Annotated in this window: 16 protein-coding genes; 10 read left to right on the top strand and 6 right to left on the bottom strand. The window is 62.5% G+C overall.

Features of this window, described 5'->3' with window-relative positions; translation table 11 throughout:
* Positions 1-68 precede the first annotated feature (68 nt).
* Positions 69-1,565 (top strand): Fic family protein, encoded by a 1,497-nt coding sequence (locus QTI45_RS30120; protein ID WP_286656935.1) that lies wholly within the window; start codon positions 69-71, stop codon positions 1,563-1,565.
* Between the two features lie 267 nt (positions 1,566-1,832).
* Here the strand turns inward: QTI45_RS30120 and QTI45_RS30115 are convergent, their stop codons facing one another.
* On the bottom strand, positions 1,833-2,075 hold the full coding sequence (locus QTI45_RS30115; RefSeq protein ID WP_286656934.1) for a hypothetical protein: 243 nt from the start codon (positions 2,073-2,075) through the stop codon (positions 1,833-1,835).
* Positions 2,076-2,216: 141 nt separating this feature from the next.
* Positions 2,217-2,474 (bottom strand): SWIB/MDM2 domain-containing protein, encoded by a 258-nt coding sequence (locus QTI45_RS30110; protein WP_286656933.1) that lies wholly within the window; start codon positions 2,472-2,474, stop codon positions 2,217-2,219.
* 339 nt (positions 2,475-2,813) lie between these two features.
* Between QTI45_RS30110 and QTI45_RS30105 the strand changes: the two genes are divergently transcribed.
* Together QTI45_RS30105 and QTI45_RS30100 are read left to right on the top strand one after the other, a co-directional pair.
* Positions 2,814-3,023, top strand: a complete 210-nt coding sequence (locus tag QTI45_RS30105) for a hypothetical protein (protein ID WP_286656932.1) — start codon at positions 2,814-2,816, stop codon at positions 3,021-3,023.
* A gap of 20 nt (positions 3,024-3,043) precedes the next feature.
* A complete protein-coding gene (locus tag QTI45_RS30100; protein ID WP_444813325.1) occupies positions 3,044-3,571 on the top strand; it encodes a thermonuclease family protein in 528 nt (175 codons plus the stop codon).
* A 444-nt stretch (positions 3,572-4,015) separates the two neighbouring features.
* Here QTI45_RS30100 and QTI45_RS30095 read toward each other — a convergent pair whose 3' ends face one another.
* The 4 genes from QTI45_RS30095 to QTI45_RS30080 form a co-directional block, all read right to left on the bottom strand.
* Positions 4,016-4,261, bottom strand: a complete 246-nt coding sequence (locus QTI45_RS30095; RefSeq protein WP_286656930.1) for a hypothetical protein — start codon at positions 4,259-4,261, stop codon at positions 4,016-4,018.
* A gap of 109 nt (positions 4,262-4,370) precedes the next feature.
* Positions 4,371-4,529: a hypothetical protein gene (locus tag QTI45_RS30090; protein ID WP_353621344.1), complete on the bottom strand. Its 159-nt coding sequence runs from the start codon at positions 4,527-4,529 to the stop codon at positions 4,371-4,373.
* Between the two features lie 851 nt (positions 4,530-5,380).
* Entirely contained in the window at positions 5,381-6,124 is a 744-nt protein-coding gene (locus QTI45_RS30085) for an H-NS histone family protein (RefSeq protein ID WP_286656929.1), read from the bottom strand.
* Positions 6,125-6,505: 381 nt separating this feature from the next.
* Positions 6,506-8,254 carry a helix-turn-helix domain-containing protein gene (locus QTI45_RS30080; protein WP_286656928.1) on the bottom strand — a complete coding sequence of 583 codons (1,749 nt, stop codon included), beginning with the start codon at positions 8,252-8,254 and terminating at the stop codon, positions 6,506-6,508.
* A gap of 387 nt (positions 8,255-8,641) precedes the next feature.
* Between QTI45_RS30080 and QTI45_RS30075 the strand changes: the two genes are divergently transcribed.
* From QTI45_RS30075 to QTI45_RS30045, 7 genes are all read left to right on the top strand, one after another.
* Complete coding sequence (locus tag QTI45_RS30075; RefSeq protein WP_286656927.1) at positions 8,642-10,108, top strand: NAD-dependent succinate-semialdehyde dehydrogenase; 1,467 nt, start codon at positions 8,642-8,644, stop codon at positions 10,106-10,108.
* Between the two features lie 275 nt (positions 10,109-10,383).
* Positions 10,384-11,397, top strand: a complete 1,014-nt coding sequence (locus tag QTI45_RS30070) for a flavin reductase (protein WP_286656926.1) — start codon at positions 10,384-10,386, stop codon at positions 11,395-11,397.
* The gene (locus tag QTI45_RS30065) at positions 11,391-12,899 is read left to right on the top strand and encodes an aldehyde dehydrogenase (RefSeq protein WP_286656925.1); all 1,509 of its coding nucleotides are present in this window, start codon (positions 11,391-11,393) and stop codon (positions 12,897-12,899) included. Before QTI45_RS30070 ends, QTI45_RS30065 begins: the two co-directional genes overlap by 7 nt.
* A complete protein-coding gene (locus QTI45_RS30060) occupies positions 12,896-13,981 on the top strand; it encodes an LLM class flavin-dependent oxidoreductase (protein ID WP_286656924.1) in 1,086 nt (361 codons plus the stop codon). The genes QTI45_RS30065 and QTI45_RS30060 overlap by 4 nt, the downstream gene beginning before the upstream one ends.
* Positions 13,978-15,087 carry an ABC transporter substrate-binding protein gene (locus QTI45_RS30055; protein ID WP_286656923.1) on the top strand — a complete coding sequence of 370 codons (1,110 nt, stop codon included), beginning with the start codon at positions 13,978-13,980 and terminating at the stop codon, positions 15,085-15,087. The genes QTI45_RS30060 and QTI45_RS30055 overlap by 4 nt, the downstream gene beginning before the upstream one ends.
* Entirely contained in the window at positions 15,084-15,920 is an 837-nt protein-coding gene (locus tag QTI45_RS30050; protein WP_286656922.1) for an ABC transporter permease, read from the top strand. The genes QTI45_RS30055 and QTI45_RS30050 overlap by 4 nt, the downstream gene beginning before the upstream one ends.
* A complete protein-coding gene (locus tag QTI45_RS30045; protein ID WP_286656921.1) occupies positions 15,917-16,708 on the top strand; it encodes an ABC transporter permease in 792 nt (263 codons plus the stop codon). The genes QTI45_RS30050 and QTI45_RS30045 overlap by 4 nt, the downstream gene beginning before the upstream one ends.
* Positions 16,709-16,727 lie beyond the last annotated feature (19 nt).

The raw sequence follows: 16,727 nt of genomic DNA, 5'->3' as shown, positions 1-16,727 counted from the left end.
ATGAGAAAAATCTGAGAACGCTGAAAGAAAACATGGCAAATGCCGGATATGAACTCGTTCGAACGTCCTTGAATCTCGCCGCCGTGCCTTCGGCGAGGCCTGCGATCGTTCGACCGGTAACTCGCATCCAGGCGATCGAAGGCCACTTGGCGGTGCCAGCGCACGTGGTGCCGCAAACCGAGGACCCACTCAACCACCTGTTGTTTGCGCTGAAGCATGAGGGCGTCAACATGCAGATCCTCGCGCAGGCCTTGCCGAAGATCTCGGCCGAACGGATGTTGAAGGAACTCAACGATTCTCCAAATGGCCAATACATACGGGCGGCCTGCTACCTCTGGGAGTTGCACACCGGGGCCGTACTCGAGGGCAAGCCTGACATCGCCGGCGGCTACGTCGACCTCTTCGATCCTGAGCGATACGTGACCGGACCCGACAATCGCAACAGCCGATGGCGCCTGAATTTCAATGGCCTCGGTTCGCCGATGTACTGCGCCACGGTTGAGCGATCACCAGCCGTCGAAGCCGGAATCAGGTCGGACATCCTGGGCCGCACCAAAGCGTTCATCGACAGCCTGGGCAAGGAGATGATGGATCGAGCGCTTTCGTGGGCATACCTGCACGAGACCGAGGACAGCTACGCAATCGAGCGAGAGGCGCCGTCAGAAGACAAGGCCCGCAAGTTCATCGCGCTGCTGAAGCAAGCCCATGAGGGGCGGCCGCTCTCCGAGGAATACCTGGTCGAGCTGCAGTCTTCCACTGTCAGTGGCGTCTTCGAGAAGGCTGTCCAGTTTCGCAACGAGCAGAACTGGTTGCGCAGCGGCGGGAATAGGGGAGGGGCTGCAAGCGTCTCGTACGTTCCTCCGCCACCTGACGCCGTGCTACGGCTCATGGATGAGTGGATGGCTTTCGCGAACACTGCCCCGAAGCAGATTGACCCGATTGTGGCCGCGAGCATCGCGTCGTTCGGATTCGTGTACATCCATCCGTTCATGGACGGTAATGGCCGTTTGTCGCGATTCCTCTTCCACAAGGCTCTGTGCACGTCCGGCCAACTCGAGAAGGGCGCATTGCTGCCAGTTTCGGTCGCGATGAAACGCCATGAGCGGCAGTATCTGGAGACGCTGCAGGCGTTCTCAGCTCCCGCTCGCGAATTGGTCCAGGTGACGTCGGCAGGCGAAGGTCAGTTCTATTTCGACTTCAAGGCGGACGACACGATCTATCGGTATTGGGACGCCACACCAGCCGTGGAGTTTGGGTTTGCAATGGCCGAGCAGGCGCTCGATGTCGAACTTCGCCAGGAGACGCAATACCTCGCGCATTTCGATGCGATTCGGCGCGCGATCGACGAACGCTACGACGTTCGCGGCTCGCTGCTCGCCACATTGATCTCGATCGCAATGGATGGCGAAGGGACAATCTCGATCAGCAAGCGCAAGCGCTTCGCCGCGGACCTGCCCGCAGAGGTGTTCGATGCGATCGAAGCGGAAGCGCGCGCCGTGCTTGCCGATGCTGCTGAGCCTACGGAGGATGGCGATGGTTCGGCAATAGAGCCTCCGCCTCGCTGACTGGGGAGTCTGGGGCGCGGATCAGGTCAGGGACACAGTCACGGCAGTCGCAGGCCCCGATCGACCGCAGCTGGCCCAGCATGTCCTTCACGGTGGGCTCGATCAGGATGTGCACCCAGCCGTCGCTCAACCTGGGCATCCGAGAAAAGGTGCCGAATGCGGCGTGGAGCTTCTGGCAAGAGCGTCTGATTTCACACGCCCTCGGCCGGCAGGCGACTGTGGAATTGGGCGCTCGAGGCAGGTGCGGTCACGACGGACGGGTCACGGTCATCCCCAGCGCCACTTCGGTGGCGCGCCCTTCAGCCAGCAAATCCCGACCAGGACGAGGCTCAAAAACCCGGTGGACGCAAGAAACGCAACTGGAGTCCGGTCTGGACGGAACACGATGATGGCGAGACCGAGCAGGAGGAAGTACGCGATGAGAACCGCCCAGCCTTGCCAGCGCGTCGGCATACCCCAACCCCACCCATAGCGTTTCGCCGGAAACCAGTGGCCGCGCTCTTCAAGCATGTAGTTGCCTCAAACGTTGAACCCCTGCATTTTGACCGGACGACTAACTCAGCGGAACGTCAGATGTTGGCCGTCTGCGGCCGGTCATCGAGCAGGGTCGGCCCCTGGCCGGCCGAAGCCGGCTGCGTGCGGCAACGCTCTTCAGGACAGGTGCTTCCCAACAAGCCCCGACATTTCGAACATCGTCACCTCGGGCTTGCCCATCACCGCTTGAAGCTTGGCATCACAAAGGATATTGCGCTTGTTCGCTGGGTTTTGGAGGTTGTTCAGCTTGATGTAGTCCCACAGCAGCTTGGTGACCTCGGTTCTAGGCTGGGGTGCGGAGCCAATGACAGCTGCGAGCTCAACGCTGGGTGTCAGGGGGCGCGTGAACGCCGTTTGCTTCTTGGCAGTGGTCATGTTTGTCTCGGCAAAGCGGTGAATTCTACGGACGCCCCCAGAACGGTTTTGCTGGGCGCGGCTCAGAACGGCGGTTGTGGGTCATGTCCGTCGGTCGGTTCTTGGCAAATTGGAAGGCAGGCATGAAGGTCCGATGTTGGACGACTGCAGCCGGTCGCGGTCGGGACGACCGGCGAGCTGTAGCGATCGCCATCTGCGCATTCTGCTGGAGACCGGCGCGCGCCCAACGGCCTCTCGTAGAGCCACAGATCAGCCGCAACCTCTTCGAGCGGGTCAGGACTCACCGTCCGCCATTGACGCTGCAGGGAGATGGACTGCCCCTGGGACGACAATGGGTCCATGAAACACCCGACCATCGAACTGTTCGAACAACGCGCTTCTCTACTGGACGTGCAGGGGAGCGGACAGGGGCTGGACGACGCCATAGCCAGTCTAGCGGCCTGGATGGACCTGGCTGGAGATCGCCTCACAGAAGACGATTGGGCGGTACTTGGAGGGATTGGTGCGCTGCTGTTCCGCGAAGGGCTGCGGAGGCGCGGACAGGCATGACGCTTCGCGACAATGGGACCATGCGTCGCTTCCTCCCACTTCTCCTACTCGCACTCCCGCTTGCCGTCTTCGCGGCCCCTCGCACCTGCCTGGTGGTCGGGGTCTCAGACGGTGACACCCTAAAGGCCCGCTGTGGTCAGCCAGGCAGCTACGAGGAGGTCAAGGTTCGGCTGAACGGCATAGACGCCCCGGAGAAGCGGCAGCCGTTTGGCGTGCGCTCCAAGCAGGCGATGTCAGACATGGTCTACATGAAGGACGTCGACCTCGACTGCCCCAAGACCGATCGCTACGGCCGCTCTGTGTGCAAGGTGATGGTGACGCCCGCCTCAGCGCCGCGCGGGCCCAAGACGCTCGATGCCGGCCTTGCGATGGTCACGGTAGGCATGGCCTGGTGGTACCAGGCCTACTCTCGAGAACAGACCGCCCAGGAACGTGGGCAATACGAGTTCGCCGAGACGGAAGCGAAGGCCAAGCACGCCGGGCTCTGGCGCGATGCCGAGCCGGTGCCGCCGTGGGACTGGCGCAAGGCCCAGCGCGGGGATCAGTGATTGAGGTGGATCAGAGCGATTCCCGTCCGCGCCGCGCGGTGATTCAGGCCCCGTTCATGGGCGAGTTCCACCATGGACCTCCTCCTCGGTGCTCCAAGGTCTTGCCCGCTTCGGCGGGCTTTTTCATGCCGACAGCTTGCTGGCCCACTTACCGAGGTAGGCCAAGTACGCACCGAGGACCGCGAGCGCTACGAGCCCCGCCCACTCCATGGGAGATTCAGGAACTGCCATCCCAAGCCACCATGGAAGGCCCGCCAAGACGTCCGGCGCCTCAACATGCGCTCGCGCCGCCATCCTGCCAGCGCGGTTCCCGATTCGATCCAATCGAAGACCGATCAACGCCAGTACGCCGCATAGGCTAAACAGTGCGCGTCCGGCCAAGCGGAACGCCCCTGGGTAGGCTAAGAGCAGCCCGAAGAACCACTCGTTCATCGGTCCTCCGATTCAGGTTGGTTCGACCCTACGCGCGCCCCCGCCGGCGCTGACGTCGAAAGTGGCTTTGCCGCGGTCGGCGGCCGCAACAGCAGCCAAGTACTGATTCGTCTTGCGCTGCTCAGCAATGAGTTCGCGAAGCAGCGGCTTCGTGCCGAAGATCGCGAACGGCATGCAAATCCACAGGATCGCCACCACGAGTCCCAGCAGGAAAAGCGCCACCGACAGGAACACTCCGAGCCCAGCCATTCCGTTCATCTCTCACTCCTCGATCGTTTTTGGAATGGTGATCGTAGCGGTCCGAGCAGGTCCCCAAAGCAACGTGTTCGGAGGCGACGATCGGGCGGCGCAGGGCGCTGTATGAGCGCTAGGCCGGAGCGGTGATCGGCCCGGCGTCGAACACGTCAACCGGCGTCAGCTTGAGCAGCTCCTGCGCCTCCTCGACGGTGCCGGCCAGCCACTGGTCGACATCGCCCCGCTCGATCGGGATGATCGAGCGCTTGTCCTGCTTTTCGGGAGGCAACACCTCCTTGGTCGCCGGATCGCGCTCGGGCTTGACCCTCTGGGCAAAGGCAGTGCCTCGTCGAGGAGGTAGTCGCGCACCGCCTCGGTCTGCGGTCCCTTTGGGTATCGGCCAACTCCCTGGGCAGCCATATGCCCCAGTACCGCACGAGCGATCGCCTGGGGTTGAGTTTCTACCTTGAGCTCAAGGGGCAGCTCGAGATCCGACCTGACGAGTCGAGCAACTCGGTTTACAAATTCAATGAGCGCAAGATCGTACTTCGTTCCGAGCAGGGTGTTGTTGCAGCGATGGCATAGCGTCTTGAACTTGACGCCGTTCTGAGAAAAGCGCGATTCGGGTCCTAAGGCGCCATAGGACGGGTCTGCCAGCCTGCGAACAAGTGCGCGTAGCTCGACGGCCTTTGGTTGATAGCAACCTTTGGGCGGCGTGTGGTCTTCAGTCAGAGGGCCGACGGTGCCGCAGATGTTGCACTCGCCCACGGCGGGTCCCCGCGTGGCGATACGGGTCTGGGTCTTCGAAGGTCTTCTTGTTGGCTTCATCGATCGGGCATTTGGTAGAAAGCGGGAAGGCGAGGGCGATTGTTCAGGGGTCGCTGGAGATCGCATTCTTGCCCGGGGTCCGTTCTCCTCGCTCTGCGAGCAATGCCTTGGAAGTGATTCGGTGTCACGCCAGGAGCGGCGTTCGACTAAGCGTCGCCTGGCGTCGACGCGGCGTGCTCGGCCAAGAACATGCCTCCCCCGTGGACGTTGAGCGCACCCGGTCGCTGTCTGGGGCAACTGCGCCAAAGCACAAACGGGCCGCAAAAGCGGCCCGTTTGTGTGATCTCGGCGGCCGCAGACGGCCGACGTGCAATATCAGCTCGCGGATACGCTCGTCTCTGCGGGAGCGGAGGTCGACACAGGTGCTGCAGCGGCCGTGGTTGCACGCGGGCGGCGGGTCTTGGCGACGGTTTGCGACTTCGCGGACTTGGCAACGACCTTCTTGGGAGCCTTCGCTGCAGCCTTGGCAACCTTGGGGGCGGCCGCCGCCTTCTTCGCCGGCGTGGCCTTCTTCGAAGGAGCGCTCTTCTTCGGGGCAGCCTTCTTTGCAATCGTCGTCTCAGCTTTCGCATCGGGAACTGCGGCGGAAGCGGAAGCAAGCTTCGTGGCGCGTAGCGACTTCTTCACCGGTGCTGCAACACTGCGGGGCTTGCGAGTAGCCTTTTTCGCCACTGCAGCGACAGGCGCTTCAGCCTTTTCGACCGAAGGTGCCGCAACGACGCCAGATTGGTCGATGAGGAACTTGTCACGATTGCGCGCAGAGGCGATCCAACCGGGAGCTTTGCCGAACCCGGTCCAGGTCTTGCCCGTCTTGGGGTGGCGGTACTTGGGAATGCCTGCGCCCTTGCGCGTTGCTTTGCCACCGCCGAGAGCCTTGCCAGTGGCTGTCTTCAGTGCTTTGGCACCACGGCCAAAGAGGTGCTCGACGGTCAGGCCAAACGTGGCGATCGACTCTCTGATCTGCGCAACCACCTTTGTCGTCTCGGCTTCTCGGAGCGCAGCGGCTTCCTTTTCAAGTTTGGCGATGGCGGATTTGAGTTGCGCGTAGGACTTCGTCATTGAGTCTGAAACCTTTGAAGTTGAGGGAGTTCGTCGCTTGGTCTCATGAACGTCTGCGACAAAGGCGCCTTTGATGAGTCGATGAATGAACATCGCCCATCCCAATCCGCGCCGGAGCGGATTTTATGGGATGTTCGAACAGAAAACGATACCTGTCCTAGAACTCGACACATTCCTTCAAATTGTTGTTGTTTGCTCGGAATGAGTCTGTTCGCTCCGTGCAAAGTCGAAACTAGCACGAGGTAGACATAGTTCGTAAGAGTCGAGAGAGGAAATCACTGGCCATCGGTTGGGCAGCCGGCAGGGAGTCAGAAGAATGACGCAGCAACGGAGGAAATTCTTTCTCTCGACACAGGGTTGAGTCAGATCGAAAGGATTCTCCTAAGGAGTGTGCCGGGCCGGTGCCTCGAGCGCACGAATCCGTAAGGCAAGCTGCAAGCTGAAGCGCTGGTCCGCACTTTCAAAGTCAATGCCGAATAGTTCGCGCACGCGTTCGAGTCGGTATCGAAGCGTCGTGACATGGATCGACATGGCATCGGCGCATCGCTGCAACTTGCAGTTGCAGATCATGAATGACTCCACGGTCGGAAGCAACTCCGAGCCGTTGCGCTCGTCGAAGGCGGCAATGCGATCCAAGACTTTGCTCTGGAACTTGCGTACCCCGTCGTGCGGCAAGGCCGCAAGGATGAGCGCATCCGGACCGAAGTCCGTCTCGTGAACCACGCCCCGTCGGCCGAAACGCAGCGAAAGTTCGGACATGCGCTGACATGCCGACCAAGCTGCGGCGTAGTCCGCTATGCCTACGCAGCGATCGCTAATGCAGAGAAAGGTTGATTCGCCGAGCAGGCGCCCCAGTTCCGTGCAGAGGACTTTTAGGAGCGGACCGTCGCTGCGGAAGGCGTCAGGCCCAGATTCGGACGGAGAGAACCAAACGAGCAGTTCGGAAGGGCGGATCATGACCACGGCCGACTTGTCGAAAGCCTGGCTCACCAGAAAGCTGACGGCCCGGTGGTGCTGCTCGAGCCATTCGGCTCGCTGATGGTCCTGCATCGGCAGACTCACCACCGCCAGGTACGCGGGCGCACCGATGTGAACGCCGACCGCAGCGGCACGAAGACGGACGTCCTCCTCCTTGCGCCAACCGCCGAGCGCCAGCTCTTCGAGGAGCGTCGACTGCGACTCGGCAAGGCTATTGAAACGCACCACGCTTCGCATCAACAGCACGCTGACTGAGAACTGCACCTGTTGCACCAGGAGTTCGTCAAGTGCGTCGACCTCGCTCGCTTCGCCCAGGATGTACAGGCTTCCGACGATTGCTCCGTCGACGTCGAGCTGCTGCTCCCGCCCTTGAAGGAAAGGCGGCAAGGCGCCGGCAGAACGGCTGCCATGGGTCGGCGCGCGCAAGGCCGAGTCGAGGCGTTGACGCACCGGGGGCAGCAATTCGAGGACGGCCGGGTCGCGGCCCGTAGCCTCGCTAGTCAACACGGCCACGGCTGAGTGATCGGTAACGCAGACCTTACGCCCAAGCAACTGCTCGACCACTTCGAGGACGTGCGATGCGGAGGAGTCCGAGAGCACCAGCTTCATGAGGACTCCCGCCGTCTCGACGGTCCTTCGCATGTGGTCTGAGAGAGCCCGCTCTTCGGCCAGCTTGTGCGCCTTCTCGACGGCGATCGCAGCGAGATGCGAAACCGTGAGCAGGAACTCGAGCGCTTCGTCGTCGACGTCAATGGCCGCCTTGGATTGCACCGCAATCACCATCTGGCGTTCGTACGCGTCACGCGCTGGAAGCGGTGCGATGACCACCGTGGAGTAGTTCCGGGCGCGGGCGTCTTCCTGATAGAAGGGGTAGTTCGTGTCGTTCTGGGCATCGAGCAAGATCACCGGTTTGCCGGTGCGCATCACCTGGAGCGCGGGACTCGTCGCCAGATCCCAGGTGCGCGGCGCGGTCGGTACATCCATGAAAAGCGGGTCATAGCGCGCCATCAATACCGTCCGGCCCGTGCGCTCGTCGATGCTCATGATCGAGCTCATATCCCACTGTGTGTAGCGGCAAATTGCAAGGACGATCCGGTCCAGCATCGTGCCAAGGTCCGAACTCGCATTCACGAGCTTGGCGACCTCGGCCAAGCTCGTGAGTTGGAGGATTGACCGCTCGGCTGTGGCGCTTGAGCGCGAGACGCTAGGAATCATCGTGTATTCGCCTATTTTGGGTGGCAACCGCCTTGAAGAATGCGCCTGATCTAACCAAGCAAGCTCGCATTTTCTGGGGCTGATTGGAGATGACTCTACTAGGAAACATAGCGCTATCCACCTCTGGACGCTCTGTTTCTGACCTATCGGGCCGGCGGGTATCCCCGGGAGAATTTGCCGCCGCGCAGAACGCCTTAGTTCGGTTTCTCGATCTGGCGCGGTATGGCGCGGCGTCACGACGGTGCGGCACCTTGACGCACCCTTCACGCGCTGACTCCCGGCATCCCCTGTCCGGTGCGGCGCGGCATGCGAACTCCACTGACAATGAATCACTCCCCTTTGCAAAATCTCCGGGACCGCGCGTTGCTAAAGACCGCGGCCTATGTCAACGGCGCCTGGCTGGAACAGACGCAACGATTTTCGGTCACCGACCCGGCGACCGGTCTGGAACTGGCGCGGGTTGCCGATACTGATCGGGGCCACGCGCAGCAGGCGATTGCTGCGGCCGGCGCAGCCTGGCCTGCTTGGCGGGACAAGACCGCCAAGGAGCGCGCTACTCTGCTGATGCGTTGGAACGCGCTGATGCTCGAGCACGCAGATGACCTCGCGCTCCTGATGACCGCCGAACAGGGCAAGCCTTTGGCCGAGGCTCGCGGCGAGGTCGCCTACGCGGCCAGCTTCCTCGAATGGTTCGCCGAGGAAGGTCGCCGCGTCTGCGGCGAAACCATCGCCACGCATGACCCGGGCAAGCGCCTGCTGGTGCTCCGCCAGGCAGTGGGCGTCTGCGCAGCGATCACGCCATGGAACTTCCCGCTCGCGATGATCACGCGCAAGGTCGCTCCGGCACTGGCCGCGGGATGCCCCGTAATCGTCAAGCCGGCCGAACAGACGCCCCTGTGTGCACTGGCCTTGGCCGAACTGGCCGCGCGCGCGGGTTTGCCTCCCGGCATCTTCAACGTGCTGAGTGCGGACGGCGCCAACTCGATCGCGGTCGGCCGCGCGCTGTGCGAGAGTCCGGTGGTGCGCCACCTGTCGTTCACTGGTTCCACCGAAGTGGGGCGCATCCTCATACGCCAATGCGCGCCGACCATCAAGAAGCTGTCGCTCGAACTCGGCGGCAATGCGCCATTCATCGTGTTCGACGATGCGGATATCGAGAGTGCCGTCGAGGGGGCCTTGATCAGCAAGTTTCGCAACGCCGGACAGACCTGCGTCTGCGTCAACAGGTTCTATGTGCAGGAGGGGGTGTACGAGACTTTCGTCACGCGCCTCGCCGAGCGCGTGCGCGAGCTGCGGCTCGGCAACGGCTTCGATCCCGGCGTGCAGGTGGCCTCGCTGATCGACGATCCAGCCGTGGAGAAGGTCCGTCAGCATGTGAGCGATGCGCAATCCAAGGGTGGGCGCGTCCTGGCTGGGGGGCGATTGCGTTCGGGTCGGCTGTTCGAGCCCACGGTCATCGCCGATGCCAGCGCCGACATGCTTTGCGCCCACGAGGAAACCTTCGGCCCGGTGGCTCCGATATTCCGGTTCCAGAGCGAAGCCGAGGCCATTGCGCTGGCCAACGCGACGGAATTCGGCTTGGCCAGCTACCTCTACAGCCGCGACATCGGTCGGATCTTCCGCGTCGCCGAGGCATTGGAGTCGGGCATGGTTGGGATTAACACTGGCCACATCTCCACCGCCGAAGCACCTTTCGGCGGCGTCAAGCAATCGGGGCTGGGGCGCGAAGGTTCGCGGCATGGCATCGAGGACTACCTCGAGCTCAAATACCTCTGCCTCGGAGGGATCTAGGTGCAGGTCATTCCACGCGCCCGATGAAGCCGCGCTATCCGCCGACCTCATCAGGCGCCAAGAAGGCCGCGTCGGGAGTAGTTGCTGCTATGAATCCTAGCGTTTCTACCTACTTGTGGCGCCGAAGGCATCAATTAAGTGCGCCATGCACCATATTGGCGACATGCTCGTAACGGATCCGGACCCCGGCTTGCTAGGAAACGTAGTGTTATTCAAGTTCCATCACTCTGTTTTCAATCTATTCGAAGGAGGGGCGCCCCGGAAGAATTTCAGGCATGACACACATCCCACACACGCTTTCCACCCCGCTCGATCCGCCCGAGTTGCGTAAGGCATTTGGTGGCTTCGTCACCGGGGTCACGGTGGTCTCAGCGCTCGACGGCGATGGCGTCCCGCGCGGACTGACCGCCAATTCCTTCACCTCAGTGTCGATGAACCCTCCCCTCGTCCTGGTGTGCATCGACAAAAAGGCTGCGAGCCACCAAGTCTTCAGCCAAGCCACGGGCTACGCGGTGAGCATCCTCGGCGCGGATCAACGCGATATCTCCAAGCTCTTCGCGTCCAAGGCTCCGGACAAGTTTGAGCACTGTGCGACCTTCACTGCCGTGACGGGTGCCCCTCTCGTGGAGGGGGCGGTCTGCTGGTTCGACTGTGAAGTGCACAAGTCCGTGGATGCGGGCGACCACCTGCTGCTGCTCGGCGAAGTCAGAGACTTTCACCACACCACCGGAATTCCTCTTGCCTACTGCCGCGGTAACTACATCGACTTCGGCCTCGAGCAAGAGGCGGTGGGCACCGGCCGCAACCTGGTCTACGGTGCCATTGCCGACAGCGGTGGCCGGGTCCTGCTCACGCGCGATTCGCCGACCGGCCGCTGGTCGATTCCTTGCGCCCGAGGCGGAGAGGCGCGCGCCGTGCAATCCGAGCACGCGCCCGGCGGTCTGCCGCGCACCCTCGAAGCTCTCGGCGCGAAGGTGGCGCTTTCCTTTCTCTATTCAGTCTTCGACGAAGGTCCGGACACGCTGATCGTGTACCGCGGGATCGTCCAGAATGAAACGAATCCCACTGCGACGATCCAGGGTGCAGCCTTCTTCTCGGAGGCCGAACTGCCTTGGGAGCAGCTTGCCTCATCCCAGGTCCGCAACATGCTACGCCGCTACTTCGTGGAGCGTGGCAACGATCGCTTCGGCATCTACACCGAGGCTGCGGGTTGTGGCAGCGTAGCGATGCTTGAGGGATCTCCCACCCCTTGGGCGCAACACGCACGTTCGTTGGACTCCACATGCTGAAGATCGAGACCATCCAAGACCAGCGCCTTTCCAATTGGGTCGACGGCGCTTGGCGCGAGCCCGCGTCGAAGCGCTGGATCCCCAGTTTCAATCCATTCACCGGACAGCCGTGGTACTCCATCGCCGACTCTGACACGCAGGACGTGCAGTTCGCCATCGACGCCGCCGCCCGCGCGTCTGCGTTATGGCGTGAGGTCCATGCGATCGAGCGCGGCGGCATGCTGCGACGCCTGGGTCAACTGATTGCCGACAACGCCGAAGCGCTGGCGCAGTTGGAGGTGCACGACAACGGAAAACTTCTGCGCGAGATGCGCGCTCAAATTGGCGTTCTGGCGGAACAATTCGACTACTTCGCGGGTGCAGCAGACAAGATGGAAGGCAGCACCATCCCGATCAATCGTCGTGACGTCCTCGCCTATACGGTGCGCGAGGCCCTGGGCGTGGTCGGCATCATCACCCCGTGGAATTCGCCGCTCTACCAACTCAGTTGGACACTGGGCCCTGCGCTGGCCATGGGCAACACCGTCGTCGTAAAGCCCTCGGAACACACGTCGGCCTCCGCGCTGGCCATCGGCGAACTGGTCGCGCAGGCCGGCATCCCGGCGGGGGTGTACAACGTCGTCACGGGCTTGGGCGCGACCACAGGCGACGCGCTCACCCGCGATCCGCGCATCGCGAAGATCGCCTTCACCGGCAGCACCGCCACGGGACGCAAGGTAGCGCACAACGCTGCAGATCATTTTGCGCAGTGCAATCTGGAACTGGGCGGCAAGTCACCCAACTGCGTCTTCGATGATGCGCCCTTCGAGCGCGCCGTCAATGGGGTGGTTGCCGGCATCTTCGCTGCCGGCGGCCAGACCTGCGTGGCGGGCTCGCGCATCTATGTGCAGAAGGGAATCCTTTCCAGGTTCGTCGACGCGCTCACGGCACGCGCTGCTGCTATCCGCCTCGGCGACCCGCGTGCCGAGGAGACCCAGATGGGGCCGGTCGCCGTTCACGATCAACTGCACAAGATCGGGCGAATGGTCAAGGCCGCACGCCAACAGGGCGCGCAGGTGCTTCACGGCGGCAAACAGCCCGGCGCCGAGCTGGCCCAAGGTTGGTTCTACGAGCCCACTCTGCTGACTGGGCTGTCACAGGACGCCGAGATCGTGCAAGAGGAGGTCTTTGGTCCGGTCGGCGTTGTCATGCCTTTCGAGGACGAAGGGGAACTGATCGCGCTGGCCAACGATACCCGCTACGGATTGACGGCGGGAGTCTGGACGCAAGACCTGGACCGCGCGATGCAGTTCGCCAAGCGTGTCGAGGCGGGAACGATCTGGGTCAATACCTACAGGGCTGCTTCCTTCACCACGCCCATGGGCGGCTTCAAGGAGAGCGGCTATGGAAAGCACTACGGCCTGGAGTCGATGCGCGAGTACTCCCGCGTGAAGAGCGTGATGGTCGACTACTCGCGAACCACGCCCGACGCATTTGTCATGAGAGTGAGAGAGTCAATATGAAGTTTGCAATTGTTCTGAACATGGACCGGTTGAGCGCGGACGTGCCGATGCCGGTTGTCTGGTCGCGGCTGGAAGAGCTCGCATGCATGGCCGACGAAGGTGGGTTCGAGATCATCTTCACGGCCGAACACCACACCATCGAGGTCACGATCGCGCCGAATCCCTTCCAAGTGCTGTCGGCGTTGGCTTCGAAGGTGAAGACAGCGCGTCTCGGCACCGGCGTGTTGTCTGCCTCCTACTGGCATCCGATCCGCCTTGCGGGCGAAGCGGCGCTGTGCGACATCATCACCGGCGGCCGCTTGGAGTTCGGCATTGGCCGTGGCTCCTACCAGTACGAGTTTGACCGCATGCGCCCCGGGATGCCGCAGCAGGAGGGTGTGGCCTACATGAAGGAGCTCATCCCGGCGGTGCGCAAGCTCTGGGAAGGAGACTACGCGCACGACGGGCATTACTGGAAGTTTCCAACTGCCACCTCCGTGCCGAAGCCGATCCAGAAGGCGCCTCGCATGTGGTGCGCAGCGCGCGATCCAGGCTCTTTTGACTGGGCCGTAAAGAATGGCCTGTCGATCATGGCAACCCCGTTGCACGCTCCACACGCAGAGGTCGAAACGCTGGTGCAACGCTTCGAGGACACGCTGCGCAACAACCCGGACGTTGAACGGCCGAAGTTGATGATGTTGCGGCGCACCGCGGTCTATGAGAACGAGAGTGACTGGCGGACCCCGGTGGAGAGTCTTACCAACTACGGGCGCTATTTCGAGAACCTGTTCAAGAACCTCGGCAAGGTCAACAACGGCTTCCCCGAGCCCGTGGATCTTCCGGTGATCGCCAACAAGAGTGACTATGCACCCGAGTCTTTGCGCGAGAACATGATGTTCGGTACCCCGGACCAGGTCGTGCGCAAGCTGCGCCAGTACGAAGCGTTGGGCATCGACTACTTCATGTATGGCGCCTTCTTCGGAATGCCCTACGACTGGGTCAGGCGCTCGCTGAAACTCTTCATTTCCGACGTGCTGCCGCACTTCAACGCTGCGCATCCTGCCCTAGCCTTCGACCAATCCTCAGCTCTGGAGCAATCATGAACGCCCAAGAAGAACGCCAAGCCTTCCTTCGTGCCGTCGACCAGGACACACGCCTTGCACTGTCGCGACGAGGCTTGCTGAGCGTCGCTGCGGCTGGCGCGTTGACAGCGGGCCTGGCCCCGCTGTCCTTCGCCCAGGCCAAACGCTTCGAAGGTCGCAAATTGGTGCACACGAGCTGGGGCGGCGTCTATCAGGAATCGCAGAAGGCGGCCTACTGCGAACCGTTTGCCCTTGAGACCGGCTCGCGCATCATCCAGGACGGTCCCATGAACGAGGCCAAGCTTCGAACCATGGTGGGTGGTGGCTCGCCCGACTGGGACGTGTGCGATGTCACCGACACCTTCCTGTTTGCCGGCGGCAGCGCGCTGTTCGAAAAGGTCGACTACAAGACGGTGCAGCGCAATCTGCTCGTTCCGGAATACGCGCAGGAATACGGCGTGGGCAACAACGTGTGGAGCTACAACGTCTGCTACAACACCAAGTCCTTCGCGCCGGGCTCCGGTCCCAAGACCTGGGCCGACATCTTCGACGTCAAGCGCTTCCCTGGCAAGCGCATGTTCCGTAACCGCGTCTACTCCACGCTCGAGATTGCGCTCCTAGCCGATGGTGTCGAGCCGTCGAAGCTCTACCCGCTGGATGTGGAGCGGGCATTCCGGAAGCTCGACACAATCCGCAACGACATCACTTGGTGGAACACGCCATCGCAGTCGCAGCAACTGATCAGCGACGGCGCGGTGACCTGTGGCGTGATCCAGAATGGCCGTGCCTTCGACGCATCGCGCAAGGGGGCGCCGTTGGCTATCGAGTGGGCGCAGAACCTACGCTCGGTGGACTACCTGGTGGTGCTCAAGGGCAGCAAGAATGTCGACGTGGCGATGCACCTGATCAATCGCTCCATTCAGGCCGACGCGCAGGCCCGGTTCGTCAACGCGACGGCCTATGCGCCGGTGACCCCGGAGGCTTTCACCAAGGTCGAGAACTCCCTGCTGCCCTGGCTTGCGAGTCAGAAGGACAACGCCGCGCGCGGCGTCACAATCGATGGCAAGTGGTGGAGCGACAAGCTCGAGTCGATGAACGACCGGTGGAACAAATGGCGGGTGGCTTGAGCACCGTTCCGCGCAACGCCTGGCTGGCCCTGCCCGCAACGGCACTGGTGATCGGCGCCTTTGCGGTGCCGGTGACGCTGTTCCTCGCGGCAGCCTTCACCGAGCCGAGCCTGGGACTGCAGAACTTCCGGCAGATCTTCGGCGACTCGCTGTATGCCAAGGTGCTGTGGAACACCGCCGTCATCAGTGGCGCCACCACGGTACTCGCTCTGGCATTCGGTTATCCGCTGGCCTACACCATTGCCAACAGCACACCCCGGGCGCGACGGTTCCTGATCTTCGTGGTCCTGGTGCCCTTCTGGACAAGCCTGCTGGTGCGCACGTTCTCGTGGATGGTGCTGTTGCAGCCCAAGGGGCTGATCAACGATCTGCTGATCGGCATCGGTCTGGTCCATCACCCGGTGGAGCTGATCTTCAACCGGACCGGTCTGCTGATCGGCATGGTCCAAGTGCAGCTTCCGTTCATCATCTTCCCGCTCTACGCCATCATGTCCAAGATCGACCCGGCCTTCGTGCGTGCCGCATCCAGCCTTGGCGCAACACCCGTCACGGCCTTCCTCCGGGTGTACCTGCCCCTCTCCATGCCGGGCGTCGTGACCGGATGCCTGCTGGTCTTCGTGACCTCCATGGGCTACTTCATCACACCGGCACTGCTCGGTGGGATCTCCGACGTCATGATCGCGCAGTTGATCCACGAGCAGGTGACCGACATCGGCACCTGGGGGATTCCGGCGGCACTGTCCCTGGTTCTGCTGGTCGGCACCGGCCTCATGTTCTCTATGGCGCGCCTCCCGCGTGTGCGCGCCGCACGCAGGAGCCGGTCCAGGTCATGAACACTAGACTTTCTGGCTGGTGGTGGGCACGCGCTGCGCTGTGCGTGCTGGTGGTGATGTACATGGTAGTGCCACTGTTCATCGTGGTGGCGATCTCCTTCTCATCCGCGCCGTTCCTGACGTTCCCGCCGCCCGGCTTTTCCTTGCAATGGTATCGGTCCATCCGAGACCCCGCCTGGACCGAATCGCTCGCCACCAGCGTGATCGTGATGATTCCGACCGCCGTACTCGCGACGGGCATCGGCTTGGGCGCGGCACTCGGACTCGACCGCTCCCGGCACTGGGCCGCCGGCCTTGTGCGTGGGTTGCTGATGTCACCGCTGGTCGTGCCCGTCATCGTCACTGGCGCTGCGATGTACGTGCTGTTCCGCCCGGTCGGGCTGTACGGCACGGTCCAGGGGCTGGTGGTGGCCCACACCATACTGTGCATTCCCTACGCGCTCGCGACGATCTCGTCCTCGCTGCAGGTGCTCGACCCACGCCTCGGCCAGGCGGCGGCCAGCCTGGGCGCGACGCCCTGGACCTCGTTCCGGCGCATTACTTTGCCGCTGGTCAAGTCCGGGCTGATGTCGAGCTTTCTGTTTTCGCTGGTCGTGTCGTTCGACGAACTGGTGGTTTCGCTCTTCGTCAGTTCACCACAGGCGCGCACGGTGACCGTGCAGATGTGGTCCAACATTCGCGGCGATGTTGACCCGACGATCGCGGCCCTGGCCACCGTCCTGTTCCTGTTCGCGCTGCTGATCCTCCTAGTCGAGGCGATCTTCGGACGCGGCGAAGCCAATCGATAGCACCCATCCGACCCAAGCA

The sequence above is a fragment of the Variovorax saccharolyticus genome (assembly GCF_030316765.1).
Taxonomy (GTDB): Bacteria; Pseudomonadota; Gammaproteobacteria; order Burkholderiales; family Burkholderiaceae_C; genus Variovorax; species Variovorax saccharolyticus.
The sequence above is the reverse complement of the archived record's forward strand: the minus strand, read 5'-3'. Positions and strand labels throughout refer to the sequence as shown.

Coding starts and splice junctions, on each gene's coding strand:
- QTI45_RS30095 (WP_286656930.1), bottom strand. CDS start 4,261: ATGAACGGAATGGCTGGGCTCGGAGTGTTCCTGTCGGTGGCGCTTTTC.
- QTI45_RS30065 (WP_286656925.1), top strand. CDS start 11,391: ATGCTGAAGATCGAGACCATCCAAGACCAGCGCCTTTCCAATTGGGTC.
- QTI45_RS30110 (WP_286656933.1), bottom strand. CDS start 2,474: ATGACCACTGCCAAGAAGCAAACGGCGTTCACGCGCCCCCTGACACCC.
- QTI45_RS30075 (WP_286656927.1), top strand. CDS start 8,642: ATGAATCACTCCCCTTTGCAAAATCTCCGGGACCGCGCGTTGCTAAAG.
- QTI45_RS30055 (WP_286656923.1), top strand. CDS start 13,978: ATGAACGCCCAAGAAGAACGCCAAGCCTTCCTTCGTGCCGTCGACCAG.
- QTI45_RS30085 (WP_286656929.1), bottom strand. CDS start 6,124: ATGACGAAGTCCTACGCGCAACTCAAATCCGCCATCGCCAAACTTGAA.
- QTI45_RS30070 (WP_286656926.1), top strand. CDS start 10,384: ATGACACACATCCCACACACGCTTTCCACCCCGCTCGATCCGCCCGAG.
- QTI45_RS30105 (WP_286656932.1), top strand. CDS start 2,814: ATGAAACACCCGACCATCGAACTGTTCGAACAACGCGCTTCTCTACTG.
- QTI45_RS30115 (WP_286656934.1), bottom strand. CDS start 2,075: ATGCTTGAAGAGCGCGGCCACTGGTTTCCGGCGAAACGCTATGGGTGG.
- QTI45_RS30045 (WP_286656921.1), top strand. CDS start 15,917: ATGAACACTAGACTTTCTGGCTGGTGGTGGGCACGCGCTGCGCTGTGC.
- QTI45_RS30060 (WP_286656924.1), top strand. CDS start 12,896: ATGAAGTTTGCAATTGTTCTGAACATGGACCGGTTGAGCGCGGACGTG.
- QTI45_RS30100 (WP_444813325.1), top strand. CDS start 3,044: ATGCGTCGCTTCCTCCCACTTCTCCTACTCGCACTCCCGCTTGCCGTC.